Genomic DNA, 26,999 nt, shown 5'->3' with positions numbered 1-26,999 from the left:
TGACCCCAATTTAATTTATTGTGCCAGGGAAACGCGCACTTGCACGCCTGCTCTGGTGGTAGTGATCGGAGCAGAGGTTGCAATCTTCGGTATTACCCGGTTTTGTTCGAAATAGAGCTTAACGTTGATGCGGCTACTCATTACATAGTCGATAGAAGGTGATATCCGGATAACTTTTTGTCCGGCTGTACCAAAAGCTGTATTCTGATCGAGTTTGCTATTAGCAGTAGCATCATCGCGCCAGCTGAAATCGAAACGCATAGTCACATCATTTTCCAGCGTTTTACCTTTTTTACCAATCCTTACATTCTGCAGGAACGGCACACCGCGTTTGCGCCAGTTCATCCCTAACACGAATTCAGTTGAGCGGTTTTCAGCTAATTGATAATCAATAAGGCTTAAACTCAGCTGCCGGCTCTTCCTGTATTCAAAGCGAGTGGAAAGATCGTTAGTGAACGACATATCCATCTCAATAAGCGGACTGAATTGCTCCGCAATGGTAATATTTGGTACCAGGAAATAAGGCACAAAGTTGCCGGTCAGGGTATCCTGGAAATAGGGATAACCTACCCGGAAAGGATCCTGGAACAGCAAACTGGAATTGAAACTATTCATGCTCAGGGTACTGTTATAGCCATGGCGGATCGTAAAATTGGTAAATACCTTTTCGAAACCAGGTATCCTCGACAGGCCACTATAAGAAATATTCCAATTGGGCTTTGGCACATAACCTGAGAACGGGTTAGAACGCAGGTTGGGATTGGAGTTTTTAATCAAATCTACTTTTAATGGGTCTTTATCCGTATAAGCTGCAATGAAGGCCGGAACCAGTACATCCTGTGCATAGCGGCCATAACCTTCTGCATAGCCATCAGCAGTTACATTGCCTGAATAATAAGGGTTCTGCTTGGCCAAACGATCAGACAGCACGATCCTGTTAGCTTCAAACTGCTTAAAGGTTTGAGACACTTCATTCGGATCGAATTTTGAAAACAGGGTCTGGTAAGAAATATAGCTGATGCTAAAGCCTCCCATGGCATAAGGATTGTAACGCTGCAAGCCAGATGTTCCGCTGGTATCTTTATACAATTCGGAATATTGCTTGTCAAATGTTTTATCAAAATTGATATCAATGTTCAGATCTCTGATCGGGCTCACTTGCGCAGTGATATTCAATTTCTGGTTAAACCGTTGTTGAATCAGCGTATTTAAAAGAGGACTGTGCGTAAGAAGCCCCTCTTCGCCAAACTTGTTAATATCACTTGTGTCAGGCTGCTTGCCAAATACATAGTTCCAACCAGGCTGGTTGCTTTTCAAATTCATACCCAGGAACTGAGTACTATCCAGGTAGCCAGGCAGAAGTGTCCCCAAATCTTCACCAAACTGTACTCCAACCCTCTTTAAAGATGTCAGGAGACGGGCGAATACCTTAGGAACGGTGTTGACCTGGTTGCCCGTCCTCTCTATTATTTGTTTCGCTGAATCACCATTCTGTTTTGGCTGGGCCGGAACTTCGGCATATATATTCCTTAAGTACTTCGATTTATTGTACAACATATCGAAGTTGAACTCGCCAGTAACATTGCTGGTTTGCCCCATGGTAATAGAGTTACCTTGCTCTTTTGCTTCTGGCAGCAACGAGGATGCTATCCAATCGTACCTAGCTGTATATGAAGCCCGGATGGTAGTCCAGTCGAGTGCCGGCAGTTTTTGCATCGGGAGGTTGTAGGTAAATGTAACATCATGATGGTAGTGCGTATTTCTTCCACCTTTAAAAAGGTTTTTCCTAACAGTCTCCTTCTTGTCTTTAGTATCAATACGGCCTGCAGGCTCATCTACCCTTGCATTGTTAATTGCATTAAAGTCCAGGGCCAGCGAGCGTGTCAGATCCCACCTCATGGTATAATAACGGTCAAAGTAGAAGTATTTATCGTATGTTTCCGGGAATTTATAACTGCCACCCCCAACGTTCCGGGAACGCACTGCTCCAAACTGGCGGAAGACGTCAGCTTTGAATGAAAACATGGACGGTTTATAGTTAAAATTAAAATCTCTGATCAGTGCCAGCCATGGAGAATTTGACTTGACCGCTTTTTTCAACGGCTCTAAGTAGTGCGGTTGAGGCGCATAATTATAGCCTAGAGCAGCCCTTGTTCGGGTCAGTTCCTCGTTTTCGAGAATGGGATTAGTCCGTTCCTGGCGTGTCATTGAATAGTTTAAATCAATGTTTGAAATATCCCAGGGTTGAACAGGCTTATTATTGGTTTTATTCTTTTTGACATTGGTAAAGTTCACTGTTTTGATCGTCAACTCGTCTATGGCATCTTCACGGATAGAATCTTTAGCATTATCAGGAGCATTATTGATCTTATCTTTTAATTTAATATCCAGGTCATATGGATCATATTCCGGTGTGCTGGTAGTTTTGCTGATACTTGCATAAACCGGTACCTGAATAGCAGCACTTTTAGGAAGAAGTTTGCCCAAGTCGAGATTGGTGCTTAAATCAAACTGTTTAAAGTCTTCGCGGCTTCTTTCATTTACCCTTTGTTCCAGCGTACCAAAACCACGGGTGCGTACGCTACCTGCAAAGGTGACATTCCCAAGATCTGCCAAGCGAAGGTCTACACGGCCAACAGCAGCATATCCTCCTTTTTCATCCAGCCTTGAGAGACGCAATTCGTTGAACCAGACTTCCGAGCAGGCTGATTGCTGTCTTGTATTTTGCACAGCCAACATCATACCCCTTACCTCGCCAAGATTAGGATTTCCCAAAATGGCATAAGATCGGCCGTTTATCTCTTCCTTATAATAAGTAGAAGGAGTGACCCCATTACTGTTTCTGCGAGATTTCAGTCCCGTTAAAACATTCAGGTCAAAATCCAGGTTATTCAGTTCAGGCCATATTTCGAGAGAATCAGTTGCCCCCCAGCGGGTAATGTTCAAAGGAATCTTTACTTCGTAAAAATTACCAACAAAGTCATTACCAATGCGTACAACAGCATTCAACTCACCGTTTTTAATATCGTCTGAATAGTTAACGGATTCTGCATGAATAAACATGGAAAGTCTTCCGTATTGGCGAAGGTCCAGGTTCAATGTTTTAAATACCCCCCTTGCGTCGTTTGGTTCAAGACTACAAACTTTTAAGCTGAGAGACTGTTCGTTCAGAAACAGGTTTACATTATTATTGCTGATCTGTTGCTGGCGCTCAATGCCGGGCGGCTGTGCATAATGAACAGGCTCACGCTGGTCATTCTCTTCCAGGTTCACAGCAAGAATGTCCACAGAGGTAGGGTCATTGGCTGGAAGTGGTGTATAAATACCGGAAGAGTCGGTTTCATAATTGAATTTTCTCCACTGGTTGCGAATCAACTCCAGTTTCCCAAAGCGCATTACCGTTGAATCTTCGAAGTTAGTCATGAACATCCTGATGAAGCGAACTGATTTGAAATCCGGAATACTGCCCACTTTAGCAACGTAATCTTTCACAGGTATACGGAACAGGTACCACTTTTCCAAACGCTTAACACCATTCACAGGGGTTACCTCCACTTCGCGTATGTCAGTAATAAAGTTGGTATTCACCTGCATGTTAGGCTTGATTTCCACGCGATATTGGAAATATTCTTCCGTCTCGTTCAATGTATTATCCCGATTCAGCTCTTCCTGGTCCGGATAAAGTGTGAAGGCACTGGTGAACTGGTCGGTATTGTTAGCCACAGGCGAGTTGCCATGTGGGTTGTTGATGTCTTTATATCGAGCCAGGATGCCGGCATTGGCTTTATCATAAAGCGCATCGCGGTATCCTCTGAAATTATCGGCAGAGGGGTCCTGGATAGCCTTTTGGTACAAAGGAGCGTTGGCGCCAAAATTGGCTTGTACTTCTCCCAGGTAAGGCTGGAATTTCCGCACCTCCGCAGTATCTGTCAACCCATCGAAACCCACATCCTGGTATGGTCGGTCAGCAGGTTCATTGCTGAAAGCGTTCGTAACTTGAATAGGATTTCTTGGAACCTGTCCCCAAATGGTTTCTTCCACCGGATTGTTAGGACTGCTAGGTGTAGGCAATCCGTTCTCATACATGCGGCGGCTGTCCTTTAATAAATCTTCAGATAAATTTCCCAAATTAAAATACAATTCACCGCCAGTGCTGTTCGGTTTATTGATAAAAGGATCCTGCATCCAGAACTCAATGAACTCTATATTACTGGATTCAAAGTCTGTCTGGTCAATGTTGCGCATGATACCACCCCAGGATTTCTTTGGCTGCAAAAAATTACCATTGCCATTTATACGGGTTGGGTCGGCCAGGTAATTATAGGGTCCCTTCTCGGTTGGATAATAAGCAAGGTCAAAAGTGGTCAGAAGAGCCTGGCCAAAATCATTGGTACGTTGTGGGAATATTTCACGCTGATATACCTGCCTGGTTTCAGGTTTCGACAATTCTTCTTTATTACCCTTTAGCGGGTTATTTTCATTAGTGGGCTCCTGTAATACAGGTTCAATATTATACCAGGCTAACTTGGCCCGGTTGTAGCCAACAGCCAGGTCATTGGTCAGATCGGCCTCCGGAAATAAAATATTTCCGTTAGCATCAACAGCCCCTTTGGGCACTGATGAGAGTGTCCAGCTGGTGATCGGGAAGCGCAGGTCAATAGAACTACGGGTGCCTTCAAAATCATCAATATAAATAGCACCGGAACTACCCTTTCCTATCTGGGGCGCATGACCGGGATTCAGCATTGCAGCCTCGCCATAAGCTGTAATAGCAGATGGTGTTTTAGAAGAATAAAAGGGAAGCTTATCCAGCCACCTGGTCAGCTTGGGAATTTCATTGCGATAGTCAAAATCCACTCCATACATCGAATTGCGGATTGGGTCCTCGCCATAATTCTGCTTTGTAAAGAAAGGTCTTTCACCCAACCGCACTGCAGTTGCACCTACCGTCAGGTTTTTATTCCACAAATAATCCAAGCGCAAGCCCATATAATTGCGTTGTTGCAAACCAAAGGAGGCATTGTTTTCGTATTGCACCTGCACGGGAAGTCCTGCATTAATGATGGCTGTATTAATAACCCGTAGCGTTCCAAGGTCGTAATTGATTTCATAATCAACATTTTCCTGCAATATCTGCCCCCCGGCAGTTACCGTCACAGAACCCCGTGGAATATTGAAGCCCAACTGGTAGTCGGTGTTGCTGGCTGATTTGGAACGGCCTACCAGTTTAAAACGATTGAAGTTGGCATATGTCTGGGCTATTGCCTTAATAGTATCGTATAATGGATAATATAAATACTTCGACATTTCAGCCTGAGAAGGAAATGCAAATTCCAGGTCGCGGCCAAAGGGCTCCAGTACCGGAAAAACAATTCGGCTTTGTGATGAGATCACAGTAAATCCTTCCACATAATCGAATACACCATCTGGCTGAGGATCATTCTGATTATTCAACCGGTCAAGATTCACCAAGGTCAAAATAGGTGCGCCTCGAAAATCCTGCTTTACGGCAGAATCAGGAAGGTATCTTTTTTCTCCTTTGCTCGGCTCTTCGTAAACAATATTGAGTTGAAAGTCCTGGCGTTCCAGTTGTCCATAACCAACGCCATAGACGTTTTTCATCATGAGATCCCAAATTGGCAAATTCGGGCGTTGAGAGGTGGCCTTTAATAATTTAAGAAACAGTACTTTCTGAGAATTACCTGTGCTGTCCGGTGGAATGTCCTGAGAAAATTCACCAACCTGATATACTTGCCCGTTATATGTATATTGATAGGCCACACCCAGCACTTCATCGGGTTGCAACGGCTGATTTAAAGAAAGAAAGCCGACCTGGGGATTAAAATAATAATCAGTTGGCTGCAATTTGCGGGCAAATGTTTTTTCAAACTCTTCTACCGGCTGCATCCCTGTTGCCGTCAAAAGCCCCTGTACGAGCGCAGTGTTACGACTGTTTGGGTTGCTGATCAGGGTTTGATAAAGGGTATTCGAATTATTAGCCGGGTAAGGTACTGGAGAACTGCCCCATCGTGGATTGTAAGGATTGCTTTCTCCCAGGTCCATCAAGGCTACCACATCCCTTGTATCTGTAGTGATACCCGTACGGTTGGTAACCCATACTTCCATGCGCAGTACCTGTACGTTTGAGTTCACCACAGGCAGGGTCTTCATCCAGTTGTTATAATTGTTTCTAAAGTATTGAGCCAGTAGAAAGTGACGGTTTTCTTCATATTCATCAGCCTTCACGTTGAATAACTGGGAGGCAGAACCGCCCTGCATCCCCAGCGTTTGTCTTTGTGAACGCTGGTTGGCCAGCACAGTTGTCAGGTACAACTTTCCAAATTGAAGCTGCGTTTTCACCCCAAAGAGCGATTGAGCGCCGGGAATCAAGGTACCTTTTGAGCTAAAGCTAATATTACCTGCCTGGAACTGTTTCAGCACTTCATCATCCCGGCCCTGATAATCCAACTTAAGCTGGTTTTCAAAATCAAAGTTGGCCAGTGTATTATAATTTATAGGAAGTTTTATTTTATCGCCAATGTTTGCATCAACCTGGAACTGAGCATTCATAGGAAAATCCAACCCCCCATTTTTTCTAGCCCGTTCCGGCAGGGTTGGGTTCTTAATATTCTGCCCCTGGTATCCTAGGCCGATATCCACATAACCCGATGGGCGGATGTCCACTTTCCCAATACCAGTAAACCTGTTGACCCAGTCTTTTGAAAATCCAAAAGCAGGTTTACTCCTTCGGCGGTTCAGATTGGTCAGCAGGTCGGCTCGTTTACGGAAATAAGCTTCTTCATCTTTTTTACCCTGCAACTGAAGGAACTCCTGCATGGAGAACGTCATGGGAGTGCGGTAATACTTACTCCCTATTTTTTCAATTACATAATACTGCTTTGTGGCAGGATCATATTCAACTTGCCTTTTAATAAAAGAAGTATCCGAAAAGTCAAAAGGGCTACGGCGAGAATATGTATAGGGATCGCCCCTGCGGTCCCGCAGGGGAAAACGCCCTGTATCGCTCACGCCACGCCCGGTAGTATCCTGATAATTGGTTTCAGGATGATAAAAATGACCAGAATATGCAGATACCTTTATACAGGTACCCAACAGCAGGGCTGGTAATATTGCCCTACACATAATATTGTAAAAAAAATGTCCCAAGTCTATTTTCTCAAGGTGGTTCTAGATAGTGTTTCATAGGACCTGCAGCGATTTTTTAATTACATCCTCCACACTGGCTGATGCATGTTGCTTCAATACTTTCTGCACCGCCAATTCTGCAGCCTGCCTGTTGATGCCTAATGCAATCAGTGCATTTAACGCATCGGCTTGCAAACTATTGCCCGCAGGAGTAGAAATATTTACTTCAGTAGCTACCTTACCCAATTTATCCTTGAGCTCCAAAACAATACGCTCAGCCGTTTTGCGGCCTATACCTTTGATTGTTTCCAACAGGCGTGCATTGCCCTGTACAATTGCTTGTATCAGCTCTTCTGGTTTCATGTAAGAAAGCATCACACGTGCCGTGGAAGCACCAATGCCTGAAACTGATATCAATTGAAGAAAGATATCTTTTTCACTTGCGTCATAAAAACCAAATAAGGTATGGGCATCTTCGCGAATCAGGAGATGCGTGAACAAAGTGCCACCTTCAAGGTTTTGAATTTTAGAGTAAGTGTTCAGGCTAATGTTTACTTCGTAGCCTACGCCGTTTACATCTACATAAACGACAGCTGGAGTTTTATTAACGAAATTTCCTTTCAAAAAAGCTATCATATAACAAAGTAAAGGAATTTGGAGCTTGAAGCATGATTACTCCAAACATCAAACTCTCTATCTTCGCACACTCAAAATCTGAATTTACGTGCCAACTAGTAAAAAAATTACGGCTGCCATTACTGCTGTAGGCGGCTATGTACCGGAGGATAAGATCACTAATGCTGACCTGGAAAAGATGGTGGATACCAACGACGAGTGGATCAGAAGCCGAACGGGTATCGAGGAAAGACGAATTTTAAGGGGAGATGGTAAAGCAACATCCGACTTGGCAGTACCTGCTATCCTGCAAATCTGTGAAAAAAGAGGTATCGATCCCTCGGAAATCGATGCAATTATTTGCGCTACGGTAACTCCTGATATGGTGTTTCCGGCAACAGCTAATTTGATTGCACATAAAATTGGAGCAAAAAACGCCTTTGGATTTGATCTCGCAGCCGCCTGTTCAGGCTTTTTGTATGGCCTTACAGTAGGTGCAACACTGATCGAAAGTCGCCGCTACAAAAAAGTGATCGTAGTAGGAGCCGATAAAATGAGCGCCATCGTAGATTACAGCGATCGTACTACCTGTATTTTGTTCGGAGATGGCGCCGGCGCTGTTTTGCTGGAGCCAAATACAGACGGGTACGGTGTATTGGACAGCATCCTGAAAAGCGATGGCAGCGGTGGGGAATTCCTGAAAATGAAGGCCGGAGGTTCACTAAGACCAGCTTCTGCAGAAACTGTGGCGAACCGTGAGCATTTCATTTACCAGGAAGGACAATCTGTATTCAAGTTTGCAGTGAAAGGTATGGCTGATGTGAGTGCTGAACTCCTGGAGCGCAATAACCTGACCGGAGAAGATATCGCATGGCTGGTACCCCATCAGGCCAACAAACGCATTATCGATGCTACGGCAAACCGTATGGGCCTTTCGCATGACAAGGTGATGCTGAATATCCATAAATATGGCAATACGACGGCGGCGACAATCCCTCTTTGCCTGTGGGACTGGAAACAAGAGTTGAACAAAGGCGACCTGATCGTGCTGGCTGCTTTCGGTGGTGGCTTTACATGGGGCGCAACGCTGGTGAAATGGGAATACTGAATCACGGGTATGTAAGTTAATTAAGGATAAAAAGCCGGTAAGACATTGGTTCTTATCGGCTTTTTATCCTTTTACTCAAATTCAAAAAGCATATAAAAATTCATAGCCATTATATTTACGCTATGAACAATAGGGCAAACGCAGGTTTTTTAAGTGGTAGAACAGCGATCTTGATCATTATTTTATTGCTCCTGGCTGCCACTATTTATATAGTAGCCAGTAAAAAACACCAAAGTCAACAGACCTCTAGCCCGAACGTCAATGCACAAACGACAACGACCACTTCATTAGCGAACCTTGAACTTCCTGCTATAAAATCCAACCAGGACATCGTTGCCCATACAGGCTTTGCTCTTTCATACAATGAAGAGCACAAAGAGGCCAATTGGGTAGCGTATAAACTAACAGCATCTCAGGCCAACTCTTCCCAATTTAATAGAACCAATCACTTTATGGAAGACCCTGAAGTGGCTGAAGGAACCGCAAACGATGAAGATTATCAGGGCTCCGGTTATGACCGGGGGCATCTGGCCCCGGCTGAAGATATGGCCTGGTCAGCCAAATCGATGCAGGAATCATTTTATTACAGCAATATGACGCCCCAGGCACCAACATTTAACAGGGGTGTATGGAGAAGACTGGAAGAGCTCATCCGCTTTTGGGCTAATTACTATGACAGCATTTTTATAGTAACAGGCCCGGTATTGACCAATGACTTACCTACTATAGGAAGAGTATCAGTGCCCAAATATTTCTACAAAGTAGTTTTGGAATATAATGCCAAAGAAGTAAGGGCTATTGGTTTTGTGATGCCAAACAATGCATCTTATGCCACTTTGAAAAGTTTTGCAGTTTCCGTTGATAGTGTGGAAAAGCTAACTGGGTTGGATTTTTTCCCCAAGCTCCCTGACGATGTTGAAAATTCGGTGGAAAGCGATCCTGCCATCAATAAATGGCAATGGACCAGAAAAAAGCAAAAATCAGAACAGTCATTTAAATAGCCATAAATTGAACGCGTTGCTCCACCTGGTCAGTTACTCCATACATCGTTAGACTAAAATCCTCTCCATTAGGAAATACCTTAATATAATAGTGATAATCATTAATGTGCTCGAGATTCAAACTAAATTCGGGAATTTGGGAAGTATCCAGGATAAAAACTCCATTTTGATAAAGAAATTTCATCCGGTGTTGATACAATCTGATCACCCGTCTGCTCAACCCGGCCTTGATTTCAATTTCCAGGGAGCTAGGTGATTGCACATTTTTAATCTCAATGAGTTCAATAACAAAACTTTTAGCAGGAGGCCTGTAAAAGTCAATAGTATGCTCACCATTCAATTCATAAATAGTATCGTCCTGGTTTAAACTAATCTTTTTAACCCTCATAAGATCCATTTTAACGTCATTAGATTTTTAACCCGGCCGTTGGCCAACAATCCGTAAAGTAAGATACAGTATTTTGCCTTTTATAAAAACTTGCTTTGCACGTTTTTATAATTGTCACCGTTGCACCGGGGTGTACATATAACCAAATTCAATGCCCATTCCTTTGGGCAATCATAGTTACAAGAGTTAAATAATTATTTTATTCACGCCGGTTGATTGTATACTTAAACGAGTTGCTGAAATGAATTGACTCCTGGACCATCAGGAATTTGGGTGTATGGATTCACGCCAATAGTCGAAGATAATTTTTAATGTGCGGACAAGTTCTTTGTATTGATCGCTTTTCTCAAAAAAGCCTTGTACGGTCATTTTAGTATACGCCAGGTTTACAGTCATTTTATTAGCTGTTGTTGAAAAGAAAACAAAAGGAATGCTTTTTTTTCTTAGTTCCTTGTTTTCATCGATCCGCATTTTCAGTTCAATGCCATTCATTTTCGGCATATTCATATCACACAAAATAATGAATGGTTGCACAGTTGTTGTAACCAGGAACTGGAGTGCATCAGCACCATTATCTAAATAGATGATTTCATTGCTCATACCAACCTCTCTTATTGCTTTCCCAATCAATTCCTGATCATCAGTATCATCTTCAATAAGAATTATAGGTCCAGAGTTAAGCATAAAACTTAGAAAAGTAATTAGTATAGAAAGTTAATGGATTTATTTGAGTAATATCACACCGCTCACTACCTTATTAGCGCAGCAGTGCCCCTCATTATCCTTTTTTCACCAGTATTCCTATCTACGTATTGTAAAATCCAGGCATAAACACCTGCGGGTTGCGGCAACCCGTTTAAAGTTCCATTCCAGCCTTTTTTCCAGTCAGTTGTTTGATACACCAGTTGCCCCCAGCGATTATAAACTTTGAAAACCAATTGGCTTGCCTTAACCGCATTAAGTGGCCGCAGAAAATCATTCCTGCTGTCATTATTAGGGGTAAATGCATTAGGCACTGCCAGGTAACAACTACCATAGACAATGATGTTCTTTTGAGCTGTGCTTTGGCAGCCAATATCATCAGTAACCGTATAGGTGACAGTGAAATTTCTTGTGTTATCAGGCGGAGCAAAGATGTGCGCCGGAGAAGCATCTGTTGAACTGCCTCCATCGCCAAACGACCATTGATGCCTGACAATTGTACCCTGCGCCTGGCTGGTAAATGGAACAGATTCTTTGGGACAATTGTCTTCAAACACAGAAAAATCTGCTTTTAGAAAATTTGTTAACGCTACCGTCTGCGAGGACGTATCGCTGCAAAAGCCATTTGATACGATCAACGAAATATTCTTCTGGTTGAATTGCTTGTAAATTGCCACCGGGTTCTGTGTTGCACTCGACTGCCCTTCATCCAGGCTCCATTTCCAACTATTCACGCCATTAGTACCTGCATGGCGAAAGAGGACCGTATCTACGCTGCACCCATACTTTTTAACATAACTAAAAGTTGCAGTCACAGTGTCTTTTACTGAAAAAGCAATAGAGGAACCTTCAGGTGTTTCTTTACCACATTCATCTAACACAGTATTACCGTCTCCGCCTTTTTTTAATGCCAACGTAAAGTTGCCGCCACCAGACAATGGCTGTTGCAGCCTGATGATAATTTCTTTTGAAGTTGTGGCTGTGCCGCTGCAACTGCCTGAAGCACCAGCGATGCGCACCGGGTATGGCCCAGTGAGTACAAAGTCACTTCCATCCGCAGCTACACTACTGCAAAGCATTGGTTTACGGAAAAAGAGCCGGAGCGTTTGTGGAGCACATTGCACAGGCTGTAGGCTATCCATAGGAGTAGGCAATAGTGGGTAGACCGTAAAATCAACTTTACTACCAACGGGGATGGCATTATCACAATAATCCAGTAAGGTGTTATTATCGGTTCCCAATTTTGCAACCAAAGAAAAAGTGCCTGGCGGCAGGAAACCACTGAGCCTAAGTTCAATAGAATCTGTATCAAAACCAGAGGAACACCCGATACCATTTGCACTAATGACAGAAATACTCCCGGTGTTGATAGAAAATTCGGAACCTGTAGATGTCAAACTTTGGCAACGAATCCTCTTATTAAGCTTCACCCGGATCACATCCCCACCGCAACTTGCTTCAGCACTATGTAAACGAGGCAGTGAAGTATCAGTGATCACGGCAGTCCCTCCACCAAAAGAAAGTTCGTAGCCACTTTGAGAATCAGTGAAATGGCTTACCAGCAATAAATAGGTATGACCTGCTGTCAATTGTGGCATTACAGAAAATGAATTTTGCTTGGCTGCCGGATCAGAAGCACAATGAATAAAGTTGACACCCGAATTGGAGGCACCCGTATTGCCATAAGTACCAGCCCAATTGCCTGTGACCACCAGCGAACGGTTGGTGAAAACTTCATCCGGATCATGGCCAGTGATGTCATACAACTGCCAGTCATAATCATCACCCTGGTTAGTAGGTTTGATCAGGAAACCCAGCGAGCCTGATGTGTAACAGGTGAATTTATACCAGTAAGGATTTTTGTCAGCATAAGCAGCACCGTCGTTACTACAGCCAGGAACATACAGAGAACGAGTGCTGCATATTGGTACATTGGTTTGATGAAAAGTGCTGGTGCCACAAACCGGGAAGGCCGAAGAGGGCGTCTGCCCTAGGGAGGAACAAGTCTGAGCGTTAACACAGTTACCTAACAGTAAAAAATAGAAAACAAGTAGAAAATTTCTCATTGAACAGTCATCCCGATTAATTTACAAATCAATTTTCATTTGAGCATGTAAATATGCACAACGCTGCATAAAGCAATGGTAATAAATTGCTAAAAAGAGAGATTTTAGCGGCAAATCAAGTATTATTCTTGTCCCTGGAGCGGGAAAAACACCTGAAGTTCTGTTCCGTGGCCTACTTGAGAGTTAATCTCCACCTGGCCTCTGAATAGGTTTGCCCGGCTGGAAATATTGCGAAGCCCTAAACCCCTTGGTCCCTTTTGGGGATCAAACCCAATACCGTTGTCCCTCACATAAACTTTGACCTGGTTGTCAAACTGCACAATGCGTATAGCAATCTTTGTTGCCTTGGCATGTTTTACAATATTATTCAATTGTTCTTGTATGATGCGGAAGATGGCCAGTTTCAATGGCGCGGTGATCACTTCTTCATGCTCCAGCAAAAACTCGAATTCAAATTTATAAGCCTTTAAAGATTTAAGATTTAAGAATAATTCATCCAGTGCCTGCTTCAAACTTACTTCACCTAATGAGGGAGGCATCAATGTGCGTGAAAGCTGTCTTATTTCATGGATTGCTTTCGTGATATATTCACGGCTATGCTCTAGTAGTTCTGCTTGCTTATCTTTTTTTGTTAATGCATGTTCTATATATAAACGGGTCGTTGTTAAAACCTGGTTGATATTATCATGCAACTCCTTACCCAGTTCTGCTCGCTCATTTTCCTGGGCCGTCAGCACTGCGTCTGTAATCTCATGCTGCTTTTGCCGACGCTCTTCTTCCAGTTTTTTTTGCAACTGCACTTTTTCTGTAACATTGGTTCCAAGAGTTAATACAGCATCTCTGTCTCCATAACTTATTTTATGTAGGGAAACATTTAAATACATGAGATCTCCGCTTTTGGTTTTATATTTCCAAATTCCCGTGTTTGTTGTGCCCCCTCTTCTGAGGTCCAATGATAAGTGGATGATTCTTTCATGTTCTTCAATTGGCCTCATATCTAAAACACTCATACATTGCAACTCATTTCGTGTATAACCAAATAGGTTAATAGCTGTTTGGTTAACTTCCTGAATGCAGAGGTCATCCAACGTCCATATAATAATTGTAGCAGGACTGTTGTGAAAAAGATACCTGTATTTCTCTTCAGAAGCCAATAGTTGTTCTTCCTGCTGACGCCGGCTGCTGATATCACGGAAATTGAGCACAATAGCCTTGATCGTTTCTTCATACAACAAATTATGAAATGTTCCTTCTAGCCATTTATAGTTACCATCAGGCATTTTAAACCGGAATTCAACAGTTTTTCCATCCTTCGAATCTTTAATAATGTTCTGCAAAACTGTAACTCCAGGTTTAGAAATAGCATCATGACTCTCTAATGAGACTTTCACAGCACAATCAAATGCCTTTTTAACCTTTCGAAAATCTTTAGGATGAATAACCTCTTTATATTTCTTATCACCTATCAAATCGTGAGATTGATAACCCAGTATTTTTCGTCCTGAATAACTAATATCCATTATCTTCCCTCTTGTTGAAATAATGACCCAACCATCAGATATATTTTCTATCAAGGCTCTAAAGCGTCGTTCATTATTAACGATCACATCCTGAGCGTTTTTGCTTTCGGTAATGTTAACCAGAAAAGCAGTTAAGCCCTGTTCTGAAGGATAGGCATTGATTTGTAACCAGATATTTTGCAATGCATAATACTTTTCAAAATGCACAGGCTTGTTTTTACTCATAGCTTCATGAAAACATTTATATAATTTATTTGCATGGCTTTCCTTGATCACATCCCATAAGTAGCAGCCCAGAATATCTTTTCGACTGATGTTAAATATTTTTTCAGCTTGCCTGTTCCAATACTTAACAATCCAATTACGATCTGTAGAAATAAACCCATCCGCAATGCTTTCCAAAATCTGGGACTGCTCCCGGTGCAGGCGTTCTAATTCCTGCCTGGCCTTATCTTCAATTTCTTTCAACAAAACAGAGGACGTAACATCTTCAATAGAGTGGATAATGAAATGTATCTTTTGATCCGGACCCAGCACTGGTGTATTTACCGGCAGCCAATAGTGAACATTAAGATCATTCGTCTCCGGATTTAGGATGTCATATCTCAATATTGGCATCTGATGAGGCAGCTTTGTTTCCAACACGCTCGTTAAGGAAACGATCAAATTTTGGACGTAATCATTACCGGCTCGATTAGATCTTTCTTTGATCACTTCAAATATACCTTTCCCACAGATTTGATCATTGATCATTGCTGCGTTTTGAATTGCCTGATTCATTGCAACAATGGTAAAATGAGGAGCATTAGGCTTTAGGATCAAGTATAAACCTGGTAATGCATTAAAAATCAACTGGCAATCACTATTGGTTATCATTGCTCTCCTGATTTAATGATAAATGATATCAAACCCTAAAGCAGCTTGTTTGCCTCAATTCGAAGACAGTAATCCTGGCATACAATAGCATGAAATTTGCTTATCAATTCTTACAGGTTGCGCATCCTGATTTTCTTATTCCAAAACTATTCCAGCAAACCAGGGCGCTTCAAGAAATTACGGGGTTTATAGAGAACAACTTCGTAAAGTAATTGAAGGTTGGATGCTCTTAACGGTAAATGGATTACAGAATGCTCAATTGCAGGTCTTTTGGACAGGACTTTTGAATAAATGTTTGCAGATGAAAAAGTTTCTGATTATTGATGACCATGAAATTGTACGTCGCGGATTAAAGTTGTTAATTTCTGATTTTTATCCGGATGCCCAGATTTCCGAGGCGAATGATGGAAACTCTGCAGTTCAACAATTAAAAGAGAATAGTTTCGACCTCATCATATTGGATGTGCAGATGCCGAACACTAATAGTTTTGGGCTACTTGAATACATGATTACCCGGAATCCTGAGACAAAAGTTCTAGTTTTTTCTATGGGCTCAGAGAATCTTTTTGGTAAAAGGTTCATTAAATCTGGAGCTAAAGGATACCTGTCAAAAGAGGCTCCAATTGATGAAGTAAAAAAAGCGATCGAAACTGTTCTGAATGGCCGCAAGTATATAAGTGAACAATTAATAGATACTTTTTTAGATGAGGCCACAGGAGAAAGCCAAAGTAATCCTTTCTCAAAGTTGTCTGACCGTGAATTTGTAATTACCTCTTTCCTCTTATCAGGTCTTTCCCTCAGTGAAATCGCCAATCGATTACATTTACAGCCTTCTACTGTAGGCACTTATAAATCCAGGATATTTGAAAAGCTAAATATTTCAAACCTTATACAATTAAAAGAAATAGCATCCTTATATAATTTTTCACAACAGGCTTTGTAGTAAAATAACTACACATTTTTGCTGCTTATATGTACAGGATAAAAAATAGTCGACAGCTAAATTTGTTTCAATAAAAAAATGCCATATGAATAAGCCATTAACCATAAAAACATGCAGGCGACTGCCGCATTGTCCGAACTCTTCATGAAAACAAAGTAATGAACCCTTTACCATACGATAAGTTAGTATTTAAATCAACGGATGATTGCTTGCCAAATCTTCAATTTAGCTACCCTAACGAACTACCCTAAAAGAACTAGAAATAGTAATTTGTCTTGCAAACTCAGCATTAAAAGTTTAACTAACCAACCAATCACCCACATATGAACACTTTCTCATTTACGAAAGAAAATGGAACCTGGTACATTAACCTTAAAAATGACTTGAAGATATTCAACAAAAGTGATTTTGTCCTCTTGGAAGGATCAACTCCGTTACTCGATTATCTTTCCAATGAAAAGAAAAATATTACGCTTGCCATAGATACCATTCCTTTTGACAAGGCATTCAATTTGCAATTAACACAAATGTCTAACAGTCCTGCAGGAGGAGGTTATTATGAACTACGCGACCATAGAGGAAGGGTCATTCAAGAAGAGGTTTGGTTGAGTGATATCCCCCTTTTCGTATTCGGCGACATACCAGAACATATATACTTAAGAAAGGAGAAACATTTTAGCATTCAAAACATTTCGTAAATAAAAAGCCTTGGCAGTCCAAGGCTTTTTATTTACAACATTCATTTAATCTTTGACAATATAACCAAATAAGCCCTCCTCTTCATCATCGGGACCGGCAGTAAAATAGAGCCGGTTCTTGTCAATGTTTGAAGATACCGGAGGAAAAGTGATTGCCCACAGGCCTTCAATTTCGATTATCTTTTCTTCTGTTTTCAACTGTCCTAAGAATTCGCCATCCAGGCTATAAGCATTGATATGGCCATCACCAAAGTTCCCCACAAGAATGGCAGGTTGCCGTTTCCAGTGAAGCACTTTGCCCCAGGTCTCAATCCCATTGTCTTCATTGTCAGCAAAGAAACTTGCCGAAGCCTTTGCAAGCCCCCAGGGAGCATTCAATTTACCAGCTGTCGCAAACCTTTTTACAAACGATCCATCCTTATTAAATACGGATACAATGCCAAGCCCTTCACCCGCTTCTTCATCGCCATCAGCTGCTACTTTTGCATACGCAACATATAACCTGTCTTCTATACTCTGAATATTAAATGGTGCATAACCAGCTGGTATGCCGGGATCCTTAAAATCCATTGTTACAGGTTTGAATTCAGAATCCCATACATTGATTTTTCCTGTCTTGAAATTAGCAGCATATATGTAATCCTGATTATTGAAAGCACCAATGGCAAGGCCGGTGTAAACAGATGATTTTGACTCGTCTTTGATCAGTAGAGCATTATTTCCCGCTGTAGGATTCCAGCCCGACAATATACCATCAATACCTGCAAAGAGAAAAGCAGCTCTTTGGCCATTACTCAACACAAAATCATTTGTGCCGGCAGCACTATTAAAAACAATCCCCGTCGGACTGCCACCAGTTGCACCACCTGGTGAAGGAATGTTGACAGGTGGCCTGAGTGTATTGCCGTCTTTATCATAGATCGTGCTAACATGCCCCTCCTCAGCAGAAACCCAGGCTATACCCGTGGGATTAAAAGCGAGCCCCCAGGCATTTACTAACACGGGGTCTATATGGGCAGGCGCATATTCGTTATTATTACCCACCAGGTTAACCTGTTTGAATTCTTTTAGCGCATGCTCATCAAGATGCTTAATACATCCGCTAAGCAATAACAATAAAAAAGACATGAAAAGGACTGCTGATGAACGTGGCAAACGTTCTAAAGTTGGGTTGGCCGTTTTCATACGAAGCATATTTAAGGTTAAGGGAATACGCCGCCGCTAGCTTCCACGGGTATCATACTATTCAAAACAAAAGCTGTAAGTCCATTCCGTAATCCAATAAGTCCAATGCCCTAATTTGTCAATTATAATAAGTTCGGGATAACATAGTAGATACGAAACAAAATTACAAAGGTTGCTCATTTTATATTGAACGCATACTTATTATGAAACCATCAGCTTATTATTAGATGATTTTGATAAAGCTTTTATTGCTCGATGTAAGTAATTGATGAGATTATAAGTCAAAAAATGACTAATAAATTGAAAAAGCAACCATGTTTCCTTGTTTACGTATGATCATCCAAGTGATCATTGCTTATTGGTTATTATCCGGACAATTGTAATAATATCAATTAAGCCAGCTCATTTGCATATCATAAAAAGCTCCTTTTATAAGCCATCTCATCTTCACCTGGCCTAAAAGGCAAATTTGTATTTGGTAATTTCTCGAACGATTTGTCCATTATTAATGAATACATGAGTATTCATTAATAAACATTTACTTGAATTTAGGCAAAGTTGTACATTCAGGTATGAATAAAAAGGCAATCATTTTTGACCTTGATAATACCATTTACCCGGTCTCATCCATAGGCGATAAGTTATTTGCATCTTTATACCAACTTATACACGATAGTGGTGAACACGAGGAAAACTTTGAAGACATCAAGGCTGATATTCTACGTAAACCATTTCAACTGGTTGCAGCCACTCACGGCTTTAGTAATGAACTAACAGAGCGAGGCATCAACCTTTTAAAAAATACCGCCTACGAAGATGAGATAATGCCATTTGATGATTTCATTGAAATAAGGCGCATACCCGGAGAACGCTTTTTGGTCACTACTGGATTTACCAAATTACAGTACAGTAAGATCCACGGCATGAATATCGAGGCAGACTTCAAAGAGATCCATGTAATAGACCCGCAAACATCTGGACAAACCAAGAAAGATGTATTTGCGGATATACTTCATCGGCATAGATATGCGCCAACAGAAGTATTGGTGATAGGAGACGACCTTGAATCTGAAATAAAAGCAGCTCGAGAACTTGGTATTGATACAGTGCTCTATGATAAATATAACCTCCACCCCAATCACCCGGCAACCTATAAAATATCTGATTTCAAGGAACTAGTCAGCATTGCGCAATGACCTTCTTTCAATCTATTCTCCCAACCATCTCTACCATCATTTTCATTGTTTATTCCGCGGAAAATCTAAGAAAAGATTTTTAATATCTCCATCTCTTTTTACATTCTTCAGAATGATAACTGTCATGTATTTTCTTAGGCCTATTGCATAGCTTGACATCCTAATATTATCCACCAAAATCTTCTGTATGAAAAAAGCACTGGGATTAGCCTTCATCCTGGCATCACCGTTACTTTCACTTGCGGGTGAGGCAGACCTTAAGATCCCTGATTCAATCAAAGAGCAGAACATCCTTTATTACGGATTTGCGATCACTCTATTGGGTTTACTTTTTGGATTGTATCAGTTTCAAAAAGTAAAAAAACTTCCTGCACACGAATCAATGCTGGAAATTGCCCATGTTATTTACAAGACCTGTACTGCTTATCTGAAACAACAAGGTAAGTTTCTTGCACTCCTTTTTGTATTTATTGGCGCTGCTGTGGCTGGTTATTTTGGATTCTTAGCCAAAGATCATGATGGCAATGCATTATTTGGCCCCGGCGGTGTATTATTGATACTATTGTGGACAGTGATAGGTATTTTAGGTTCCTACTCTGTAGCAGCATTCGGTATTCGCATGAACACACTCGCCAATGCCCGTATGGCATTTGCTTCTTTAAGAAAAGATCCGTTAAAACTATTGAACATCCCATTAAATGCAGGCATGAGCATCGGTGTCGTCCTCATTTGCGTAGAGCTCATTTTAATGCTGACGATCCTTTTATTCATGCCGGGCGAACTGGCAGGTGCCTGCTTTATAGGTTTCGCCATTGGCGAATCGCTGGGCGCATCAGCGCTTCGTATTGCAGGTGGCATCTTTACAAAAATAGCAGACATCGGCTCCGACTTGATGAAGGTGGTGTTCAAAATTGGCGAGGACGATCCTCGCAACCCTGGTGTTATTGCCGACTGTACAGGTGATAATGCTGGTGACTCTGTTGGTCCTACAGCTGACGGCTTTGAGACCTATGGCGTTACAGGTGTCGCACTTATTTCTTTTATCCTGCTGGCAGTTACAGGTGGCGAAGCAATGCAAACCCAATTGCTGGTTTGGATTTTTGCTATGCGCATCTTAATGATTATTACTTCCCTGGTAGCCTTTTACATCAACGCAGCATGGAGTAAAATAAAATATAGCGGCAAGGAAGACATGGACTTTGAAGTACCGTTGACAAACCTTGTCTGGATCACTTCCCTGCTATCAATAGCTGTTACCTTTGCAGCCAGTGCCATCCTGATACCTGATTTGGCCGGCAATACCGATATGTGGTGGATACTATCTACCATCATTAGTTGTGGTACACTAGGCGCCGCATTAATTCCTGAATTCACCAAGATCTTTACCTCTCCCAAGTCTAAACATGTAAGAGAAATAGTAAGCGCTGGACGCGAAGGCGGACCATCACTTGTGATCCTTTCCGGTTTTGTTGCAGGCAATTTCAGTGCTTTGTGGAATGGTATGGTATTCTTTGTGCTGATGGCTGCTGCTTATTTTGCCAGCACCTTCGGGTTGGAAACACTCATGGTCTATCCTTCCATTTTTGCTTTTGGCCTTGTGGCCTTTGGCATGTTGGGTATGGGCCCGGTTACGATTGCAGTAGACAGCTATGGACCTGTTACCGATAACGCACAGTCTGTGTATGAACTTTCGCTTATTGAAGAATGGCCTTATGTAGACAAACAAATCCAAAGAGACTTCGGCTTTACGCCAGACTGGGAAAAGGCCAAGTATTACCTTGAAGCCAATGATGGCGCCGGTAACACATTTAAGGCTACAGCCAAACCAGTACTGATTGGTACAGCTGTAGTGGGTGCCACTACCATGATCTTCTCCCTTATTCTGATGATCGAAAAAACATTGGGCGTACAGCCGGAAGCTATTTTAAACCTCCTGAATCCATATACCCTCTTTGGTCTGATACTGGGTGGTGCTGTTATTTACTGGTTTACAGGGGCTTCCACACAAGCAGTGACTACCGGTGCCTATCGTGCTGTAGCCTACATTAAACGCCACATCAACCTTGATCCCAATGCTCCTAAAAAGGCATCTGTTGAAAAATCTACAGAAGTGGTAAAGATCTGTACACAGTACGCCCAAAAAGGCATGTTCAATATTTTTATTGCAGTTTTCTTCTTCTCCCTGGCATTTGCCTGCATCTCCTCCCCAGCTGGACCGGGTGGAAATAATGCAGTAGCCCTGTTTGTTAGCTACCTTATTTCCATTGCAGTATTTGGACTATTTCAAGCCATTTTCATGGCAAATGCCGGTGGCGCATGGGATAATGCGAAAAAGGTAGTAGAAGTAGACCTGAAAGCAAAAGGAACACCCCTGCATGATGCAACGGTTGTAGGTGATACTGTTGGCGATCCCTTTAAGGATACTTCTTCAGTAGCCCTGAATCCAGTTATCAAGTTTACCACCTTGTTTGGCCTTCTGGCAATGGAAATAGCTATATCTGCTTCCTTCCGGGATGCAGCTCCCTATGCAGGCTTGGTATTCTTCGCTATTGCTTTGGTGTTTGTTTGGCGTTCATTCTATAAAATGCGGATTGAAAAAGAAAAAGAACCAACAAGCTCTGAAAAGTCAAAGAAAAAAGAACCCGAAATGGCGTACTAGTCTCTTGATTTTCTGCCCATACATTTGAAAAGTGCCGGAATTCCTTCCGGCACTTTCTTTAACTTTCTCATCCACCCCACCCATACCCTCAGTATGGCTGAAGCACACCTGAAGCATACTTACAGCATACCTGAAGCACGAAACAGATTTTGACCCCTCCTGATCCACCCAACCCCAAACCCCTAATTCCCTCCTCCGAAATCCCAAATCCCATATCCTCACTCACCCCTCATCACCCCATTTCCAGATACCAGGCTCCTTTTAATCCTTTTATGAATTCCTCACAATACCGATACCCCAATCTTTTCATGTCAGCCCTCTCCTACCTGACAAATATCAGCCTTACCTAGCCGCTCACCCCCGACCAATAATGGTAAATTTGCACCAATAAATATATCACCTAGAACTTTGAAAAGAAAATTGAAGTATTACAGGCTTATCTGGCTCAAACATGATATGCCTGCGGGGCTTTCAGTTTTTCTGGTTGCCCTTCCACTCTGTCTTGGTATTGCGTTAGCTTCCAATGCACCATTATCCGCTGGTATAATTTCAGGAATTATTGGAGGACTTGTTGTAGCCCTGCTTAGTGGCTCCCCTTTAGCTGTATCAGGCCCCGCTGCCGGTTTAACTACATTAGTAGCTGCTACAATATTATCCTTAGGAGATTACAGGTTGTTTTTACTTTCTGCCATTGTTGCAGGGCTTTTTCAATTAATCCTTGGATTATTGAAGCTGGGATCCATTGCCAATTACTTTCCGTCATCTGTAATCAAAGGGATGCTGGCGGCAATTGGCATTCTGCTAATTTCAAAGCAAATCCCTATTGCACTTGGATATGATCAGCCCGACTTCTGGACCAGTGGTTTCCTTCGACTATTTTCTTCACACGAGATTCAAAGCAACATCAACAACTTTACCGATCATATTACTTCGGGGGCCATCCTGGTCAGCATGATCTCCCTTGCTTTGCTTGTTCTATTACAACAACCATTTGCTAAAAAGCTCAGGATAATTCCAGCACCGCTGTTTGTAGTAATCGTTGGCATTTTACTGAACCTTGTTTTCACCAATTTTCCGGATGGCGAACTCGCGCTTGATAAGAACCAGTTGGTGAACATCCCTTCCAATATTCTGGCCAGCATCACGTTTCCTGACCTGACCAAAATATTTTCCAACAGCATTATATGGAAACAAGGTTTAGTAATAGGATTGCTAGCTAGTTTGGAAACCTTGTTATGTATTGAAGCCATTGACAAACTAGACAAGCACAACCGGGTTACGCCCGTCAACCGCGAATTGATCGCACAGGGTATAGGTAATATGGCTTGTGGCCTGTTGGGCGCAATACCACTGACCGCCGTTGTGGTTAGAGGTTCCGCCAATGTTGACGCAGGAGCCCGCACCAAGCTCTCAGCTTTTACTCATGGCCTTTTCCTCTTGCTCGCTGTTTTGTTGATTCCTTTCGTCTTGAATATGATTCCCTATGCATCGCTGGCTGCTATCCTGATCATTACAGGTTATAACCTGGCTAAGCCCAGGCTGTTTGCCCATATGTGGAGTCTTGGCATGAAGCAATTTCTACCCTTTCTGATCACCATTGCGATCATCCTCATGACAGACCTGCTCATTGGTGTGAGCATTGGACTGCTGATCTCTATTTTCTTTATTATCCAGAACAACTTCCGTATTGAATACAACATTCGAAAGCAGATGCAGCATGCCACTGAGGTTTATTACATCAGGCTACACAGCAATGTGACCTTCCTTAATAAGATCAAGTTGCGTGAAGCTCTTGAACGCATACCTAAATATTCCATTCTTACTATTGATGGCAGCGAAAGCAGGTTTATTGATTATGACATCCTGGAAATCATCAGTGAATTTGAAGCCAAAGCCCACGACCGGCATATTGAAGTACATCTTAAAGGAATTGAGAAAGTGAATGTGACTGCGATACATTAACTTTCATCTACAATTACATTGTATACTTAACCCAATTCTGTTTATGAAACTTCTTACTTTACGATGGCTGACAACCTTTTTATTTGTCAGCTTTGTTATTCCTGTCTTTGCCCAGTTCAAATTAACAGATCCCATACCAGTAGACCCCAATGTAAAAGTGGGCAAGCTGCCAAACGGCCTTACTTACTATATACAGAAAAATCCAAAGCCTGAAAAGAAGTTAGAGCTACGCCTGGTGGTCAATACCGGCTCAGTATTGGAAGATGCTGACCAAAGAGGCCTTGCTCATTTTATGGAACATATGAGCTTCAATGGATCAAAGAATTTTCCCAAAAACGAATTAGTGGATTACCTCCAAAAGACTGGAGTAGAATTTGGCGCAGACCTGAATGCCTATACCAGCTTCGATGAAACTGTATATATACTTCCAATTCCCTCAGACAAACCAGAAACAGTTGAAAAAGGCTTCACAGTATTGGAAGACTGGGCATTCAACAACCTGATGGATAAGTCGGAAATTGAAAAAGAAAGAGGCGTTGTGCTGGAAGAATCCCGCCTTAGTAAAGGTGCCAATGAACGCATGAGCCGGAAATATTATCCACATCTTTTCAATGGTTCCAAATATGCAATACGTCTGCCTATCGGAAATGATACAATTCTAAGAACCTTTAAGCCCGAAACCTTGAATCGGTTTTATAAGCAATGGTATCGCCCTAACTTGATGGCCGTAGTTGTAGTTGGGGATATCGATCCGGTTGCAGCTGAGAAAAAGATAAAGGCACATTTTAGCAAGTTTACGAATCCGGCCAATGCAAAACCCCGCCCTTCAATTATTCCGATCGCAGTTAGAACCAAACCCGAGGCGATGGTGCTTACCGATGAAGAAGCAACAAATACTGTTCTGAGGGTATACAATTACGTGAAGCCTGCCGAAAAAGTAAAAACCTGGGCGGCCTATCGCGAGCAAGTAATAGAAGAGCTGGTTACCTCGTTGATCAACCAGCGCCTGCAGGAACTCACCCAACAAGAAAACCCGCCATTTATGTATGGTTATACGGGTTTCACTTCTTTCCTGCGTGGTTATGATGCATTTGTCTCTTATGCTGTAATAGGCAATAGCCCTGCTCAAAATGCAGTGGACGCACTAGTAGCAGAAACCGAACGGGCAAGGCAGTATGGCTTCCTGGCAAGCGAATTGGATCGTGCGAAAGCTGTTATGTTGAATGGAGCGGAAATGGCATATCGCGAACGCAACAAATCTGAATCGGGTGAACTTGTTTGGCGCTATGTCAGTCATTATTTGGAAGGTGAACCAGCACCAGGTGATGAAAACAATTATCTCTTCATCAAACAGGTATTACCGACCATTACGCTTGAGGAGATCAATACTACTATCAGCAAAATGCCTTCCAATAAAAATGCTTTTGCCCTCATTACAGCTCCTGCTAAAATGAAGGACAAACTCCCATCCAGCCCTGATTTGCTGAAAGAAATGGTGGCAGCAACAGCAAAGCCTGTAAAACCTTATGAAGAAAAGGCTGTTGCACAACAACTAATAGATAAAGAACCACTTGCGGGAAAAATTACAGATCAATCTGTCAATCAAAAGTTAGGTACCATCGACTTAACACTAAGTAATGGAATTACAGTTACGCTGAAACCTACTGCATATAAAAACGACCAGGTATTAATGGATGCATGGCGCTGGGGTGGATTTCATCAATTTAGCCTGGCAGATAAGGATAATGCGAAATATGCAGCTTCCATTGTTTCTCAAATGGGTGTAAAAGATCTGTCGCCAACAGATCTGAAAAAGTTCCTTTCCGGAAAAACGGCTTCCGTTTATCCTTACCTGAATAACCATGAGGAGGGCATTGAAGGCAGCAGCAGTGTAAAAGACTTTGAGACCTTTTTGCAGTTAACCTATTTGTATTTTACACAACCAAGAAAAGATGAAGGCTTGTTCAAGTCGTTTGTAACCAAGCAGAAAAGCTCTGTGCAGTTTCTCCGGCAAAACCCGCGTGCATTTTATCAGGATACTCTGACAAAGATCATTTATCAAAACAACCCATGGACTGAGGCATTCCCAACAGAAGAAACATTTGACAAACTGAACCTGGATAGAAGCCTGGCTATTTATAATCATATTTTCAGCAATGCTTATGGTATGCACTTTACGTTTGTAGGCAACCTTGATACGATCATGGCAAAACCACTGATAGAAAAATATTTAGGCTCTTTGCCAGCAACACCTAAAGAAAATGCATATAAAGACAACAATGTCCGCCCTGTTAAAGGAATAGTGAATGCCAACATAAAAAAAGGTAAGGAACCTCAAAGTATAATCAGTTTAGTATTTAATGGAGAGGCTGATTACAACCCAAAAGAAAACCTTGTTTTCAGGGCTCTATTGGAAGCCATGAACATTAAAGTAACAGAAAAACTACGTGAGGAAATGAGTGGCATCTATGGTGGAGGCTTTCATGGCGGTATATCTAAACGTCCATATACCAATTATTCCATCACGGCTTATATCCCATGCGGCCCTGAAAATGTAGAAAAACTGACGGCAGCATTGATGAATTTGATTCAAACAGCACAAAATAAAGGCATAGAACAAAAAGACCTGGATAAAGTGAAAGAGACTTGGAAGAAACAATACAATGTAAACATACAAAGTAATGACTTCTGGCTTTCCACCCTTTCCAATGCATGGATCAACCGCGACAATCCGGAAGATGTGCTGAGTTATGTTCAAAATGTAGATTCACTTACTGTTGAAGACCTTCAAAAAGCCGCACGTAAATACTTTAAGATGGATAATTATGTAAAGGCTGTACTCTATCCAGAAAATGCACAAGTTGCTTCGGACAAGATGCAACCCACTAAAAACTTTTAAAAATCACCTGCTATTATGGAAAAGCCCCGAACATC

Annotated in this window: 15 protein-coding genes; 8 read left to right on the top strand and 7 right to left on the bottom strand. The window is 42.0% G+C overall.

The features are described 5' to 3' along the window. Window positions 1-15 precede the first annotated feature (15 nt). Complete coding sequence (gene sov, locus OCK74_RS18105) at window positions 16-7,143, bottom strand: T9SS outer membrane translocon Sov/SprA (RefSeq protein WP_279298480.1); 7,128 nt, start codon at window positions 7,141-7,143, stop codon at window positions 16-18. Between the two features lie 57 nt (window positions 7,144-7,200). Further along, on the bottom strand, window positions 7,201-7,782 hold the full coding sequence (gene ruvA, locus OCK74_RS18100) for a Holliday junction branch migration protein RuvA (RefSeq protein WP_279298479.1): 582 nt from the start codon (window positions 7,780-7,782) through the stop codon (window positions 7,201-7,203). 88 nt (window positions 7,783-7,870) lie between these two features. Between ruvA and OCK74_RS18095 the strand changes: the two genes are divergently transcribed. Together OCK74_RS18095 and OCK74_RS18090 are read left to right on the top strand one after the other, a co-directional pair. Then, a complete protein-coding gene (locus OCK74_RS18095) occupies window positions 7,871-8,869 on the top strand; it encodes a beta-ketoacyl-ACP synthase III (protein ID WP_279298478.1) in 999 nt (332 codons plus the stop codon). A gap of 122 nt (window positions 8,870-8,991) precedes the next feature. Further along, window positions 8,992-9,870: a DNA/RNA non-specific endonuclease gene (locus tag OCK74_RS18090; RefSeq protein ID WP_279298477.1), complete on the top strand. Its 879-nt coding sequence runs from the start codon at window positions 8,992-8,994 to the stop codon at window positions 9,868-9,870. On the opposite strand, the gene OCK74_RS18085 is transcribed toward OCK74_RS18090, so the two are convergent. The 4 genes from OCK74_RS18085 to OCK74_RS18070 form a co-directional block, all read right to left on the bottom strand. Then, window positions 9,863-10,258, bottom strand: a complete 396-nt coding sequence (locus OCK74_RS18085) for a hypothetical protein (protein ID WP_279298476.1) — start codon at window positions 10,256-10,258, stop codon at window positions 9,863-9,865. The genes OCK74_RS18090 and OCK74_RS18085 overlap by 8 nt on opposite strands. Before the next feature lie 261 nt (window positions 10,259-10,519). Further along, window positions 10,520-10,942 (bottom strand): response regulator, encoded by a 423-nt coding sequence (locus tag OCK74_RS18080; RefSeq protein WP_279298475.1) that lies wholly within the window; start codon window positions 10,940-10,942, stop codon window positions 10,520-10,522. Window positions 10,943-11,007: 65 nt separating this feature from the next. Continuing rightward, a complete protein-coding gene (locus OCK74_RS18075; protein ID WP_279298474.1) occupies window positions 11,008-13,026 on the bottom strand; it encodes a T9SS type B sorting domain-containing protein in 2,019 nt (672 codons plus the stop codon). Between the two features lie 122 nt (window positions 13,027-13,148). Next, on the bottom strand, window positions 13,149-15,422 hold the full coding sequence (locus OCK74_RS18070; RefSeq protein WP_279298473.1) for a PAS domain-containing sensor histidine kinase: 2,274 nt from the start codon (window positions 15,420-15,422) through the stop codon (window positions 13,149-13,151). A gap of 301 nt (window positions 15,423-15,723) precedes the next feature. Here OCK74_RS18070 and OCK74_RS18065 point away from each other — a divergent pair, with 301 nt between their 5' ends. Together OCK74_RS18065 and OCK74_RS18060 are read left to right on the top strand one after the other, a co-directional pair. Then, window positions 15,724-16,365 (top strand): response regulator, encoded by a 642-nt coding sequence (locus tag OCK74_RS18065; protein WP_279298472.1) that lies wholly within the window; start codon window positions 15,724-15,726, stop codon window positions 16,363-16,365. Between the two features lie 323 nt (window positions 16,366-16,688). Next, the gene (locus tag OCK74_RS18060; RefSeq protein WP_279298471.1) at window positions 16,689-17,063 is read left to right on the top strand and encodes a DUF6717 family protein; all 375 of its coding nucleotides are present in this window, start codon (window positions 16,689-16,691) and stop codon (window positions 17,061-17,063) included. 45 nt (window positions 17,064-17,108) lie between these two features. On the opposite strand, the gene OCK74_RS18055 is transcribed toward OCK74_RS18060, so the two are convergent. After that, window positions 17,109-18,248, bottom strand: coding sequence for a TIGR03118 family protein (locus OCK74_RS18055; protein ID WP_279298470.1), 1,140 nt, complete (start codon window positions 18,246-18,248; stop codon window positions 17,109-17,111). Between the two features lie 572 nt (window positions 18,249-18,820). Between OCK74_RS18055 and OCK74_RS18050 the strand changes: the two genes are divergently transcribed. From OCK74_RS18050 to OCK74_RS18035, 4 genes are all read left to right on the top strand, one after another. Next, the gene (locus OCK74_RS18050; protein ID WP_279298469.1) at window positions 18,821-19,444 is read left to right on the top strand and encodes an HAD family hydrolase; all 624 of its coding nucleotides are present in this window, start codon (window positions 18,821-18,823) and stop codon (window positions 19,442-19,444) included. 187 nt (window positions 19,445-19,631) lie between these two features. Continuing rightward, on the top strand, window positions 19,632-22,103 hold the full coding sequence (locus tag OCK74_RS18045; RefSeq protein ID WP_279298468.1) for a sodium-translocating pyrophosphatase: 2,472 nt from the start codon (window positions 19,632-19,634) through the stop codon (window positions 22,101-22,103). 408 nt (window positions 22,104-22,511) lie between these two features. Further along, window positions 22,512-24,065 carry a SulP family inorganic anion transporter gene (locus OCK74_RS18040; protein WP_279298467.1) on the top strand — a complete coding sequence of 518 codons (1,554 nt, stop codon included), beginning with the start codon at window positions 22,512-22,514 and terminating at the stop codon, window positions 24,063-24,065. Between the two features lie 43 nt (window positions 24,066-24,108). Further along, complete coding sequence (locus OCK74_RS18035; protein ID WP_279298466.1) at window positions 24,109-26,964, top strand: M16 family metallopeptidase; 2,856 nt, start codon at window positions 24,109-24,111, stop codon at window positions 26,962-26,964. Window positions 26,965-26,999: the final 35 nt, after the last annotated feature.

The sequence above is a fragment of the Paraflavisolibacter caeni genome, from assembly GCF_025628885.1.
GTDB lineage: Bacteria > Bacteroidota > Bacteroidia > Chitinophagales > Chitinophagaceae > Flavisolibacter > Flavisolibacter caeni.
This window is presented reverse-complemented; position numbering and strand designations above follow the sequence as displayed.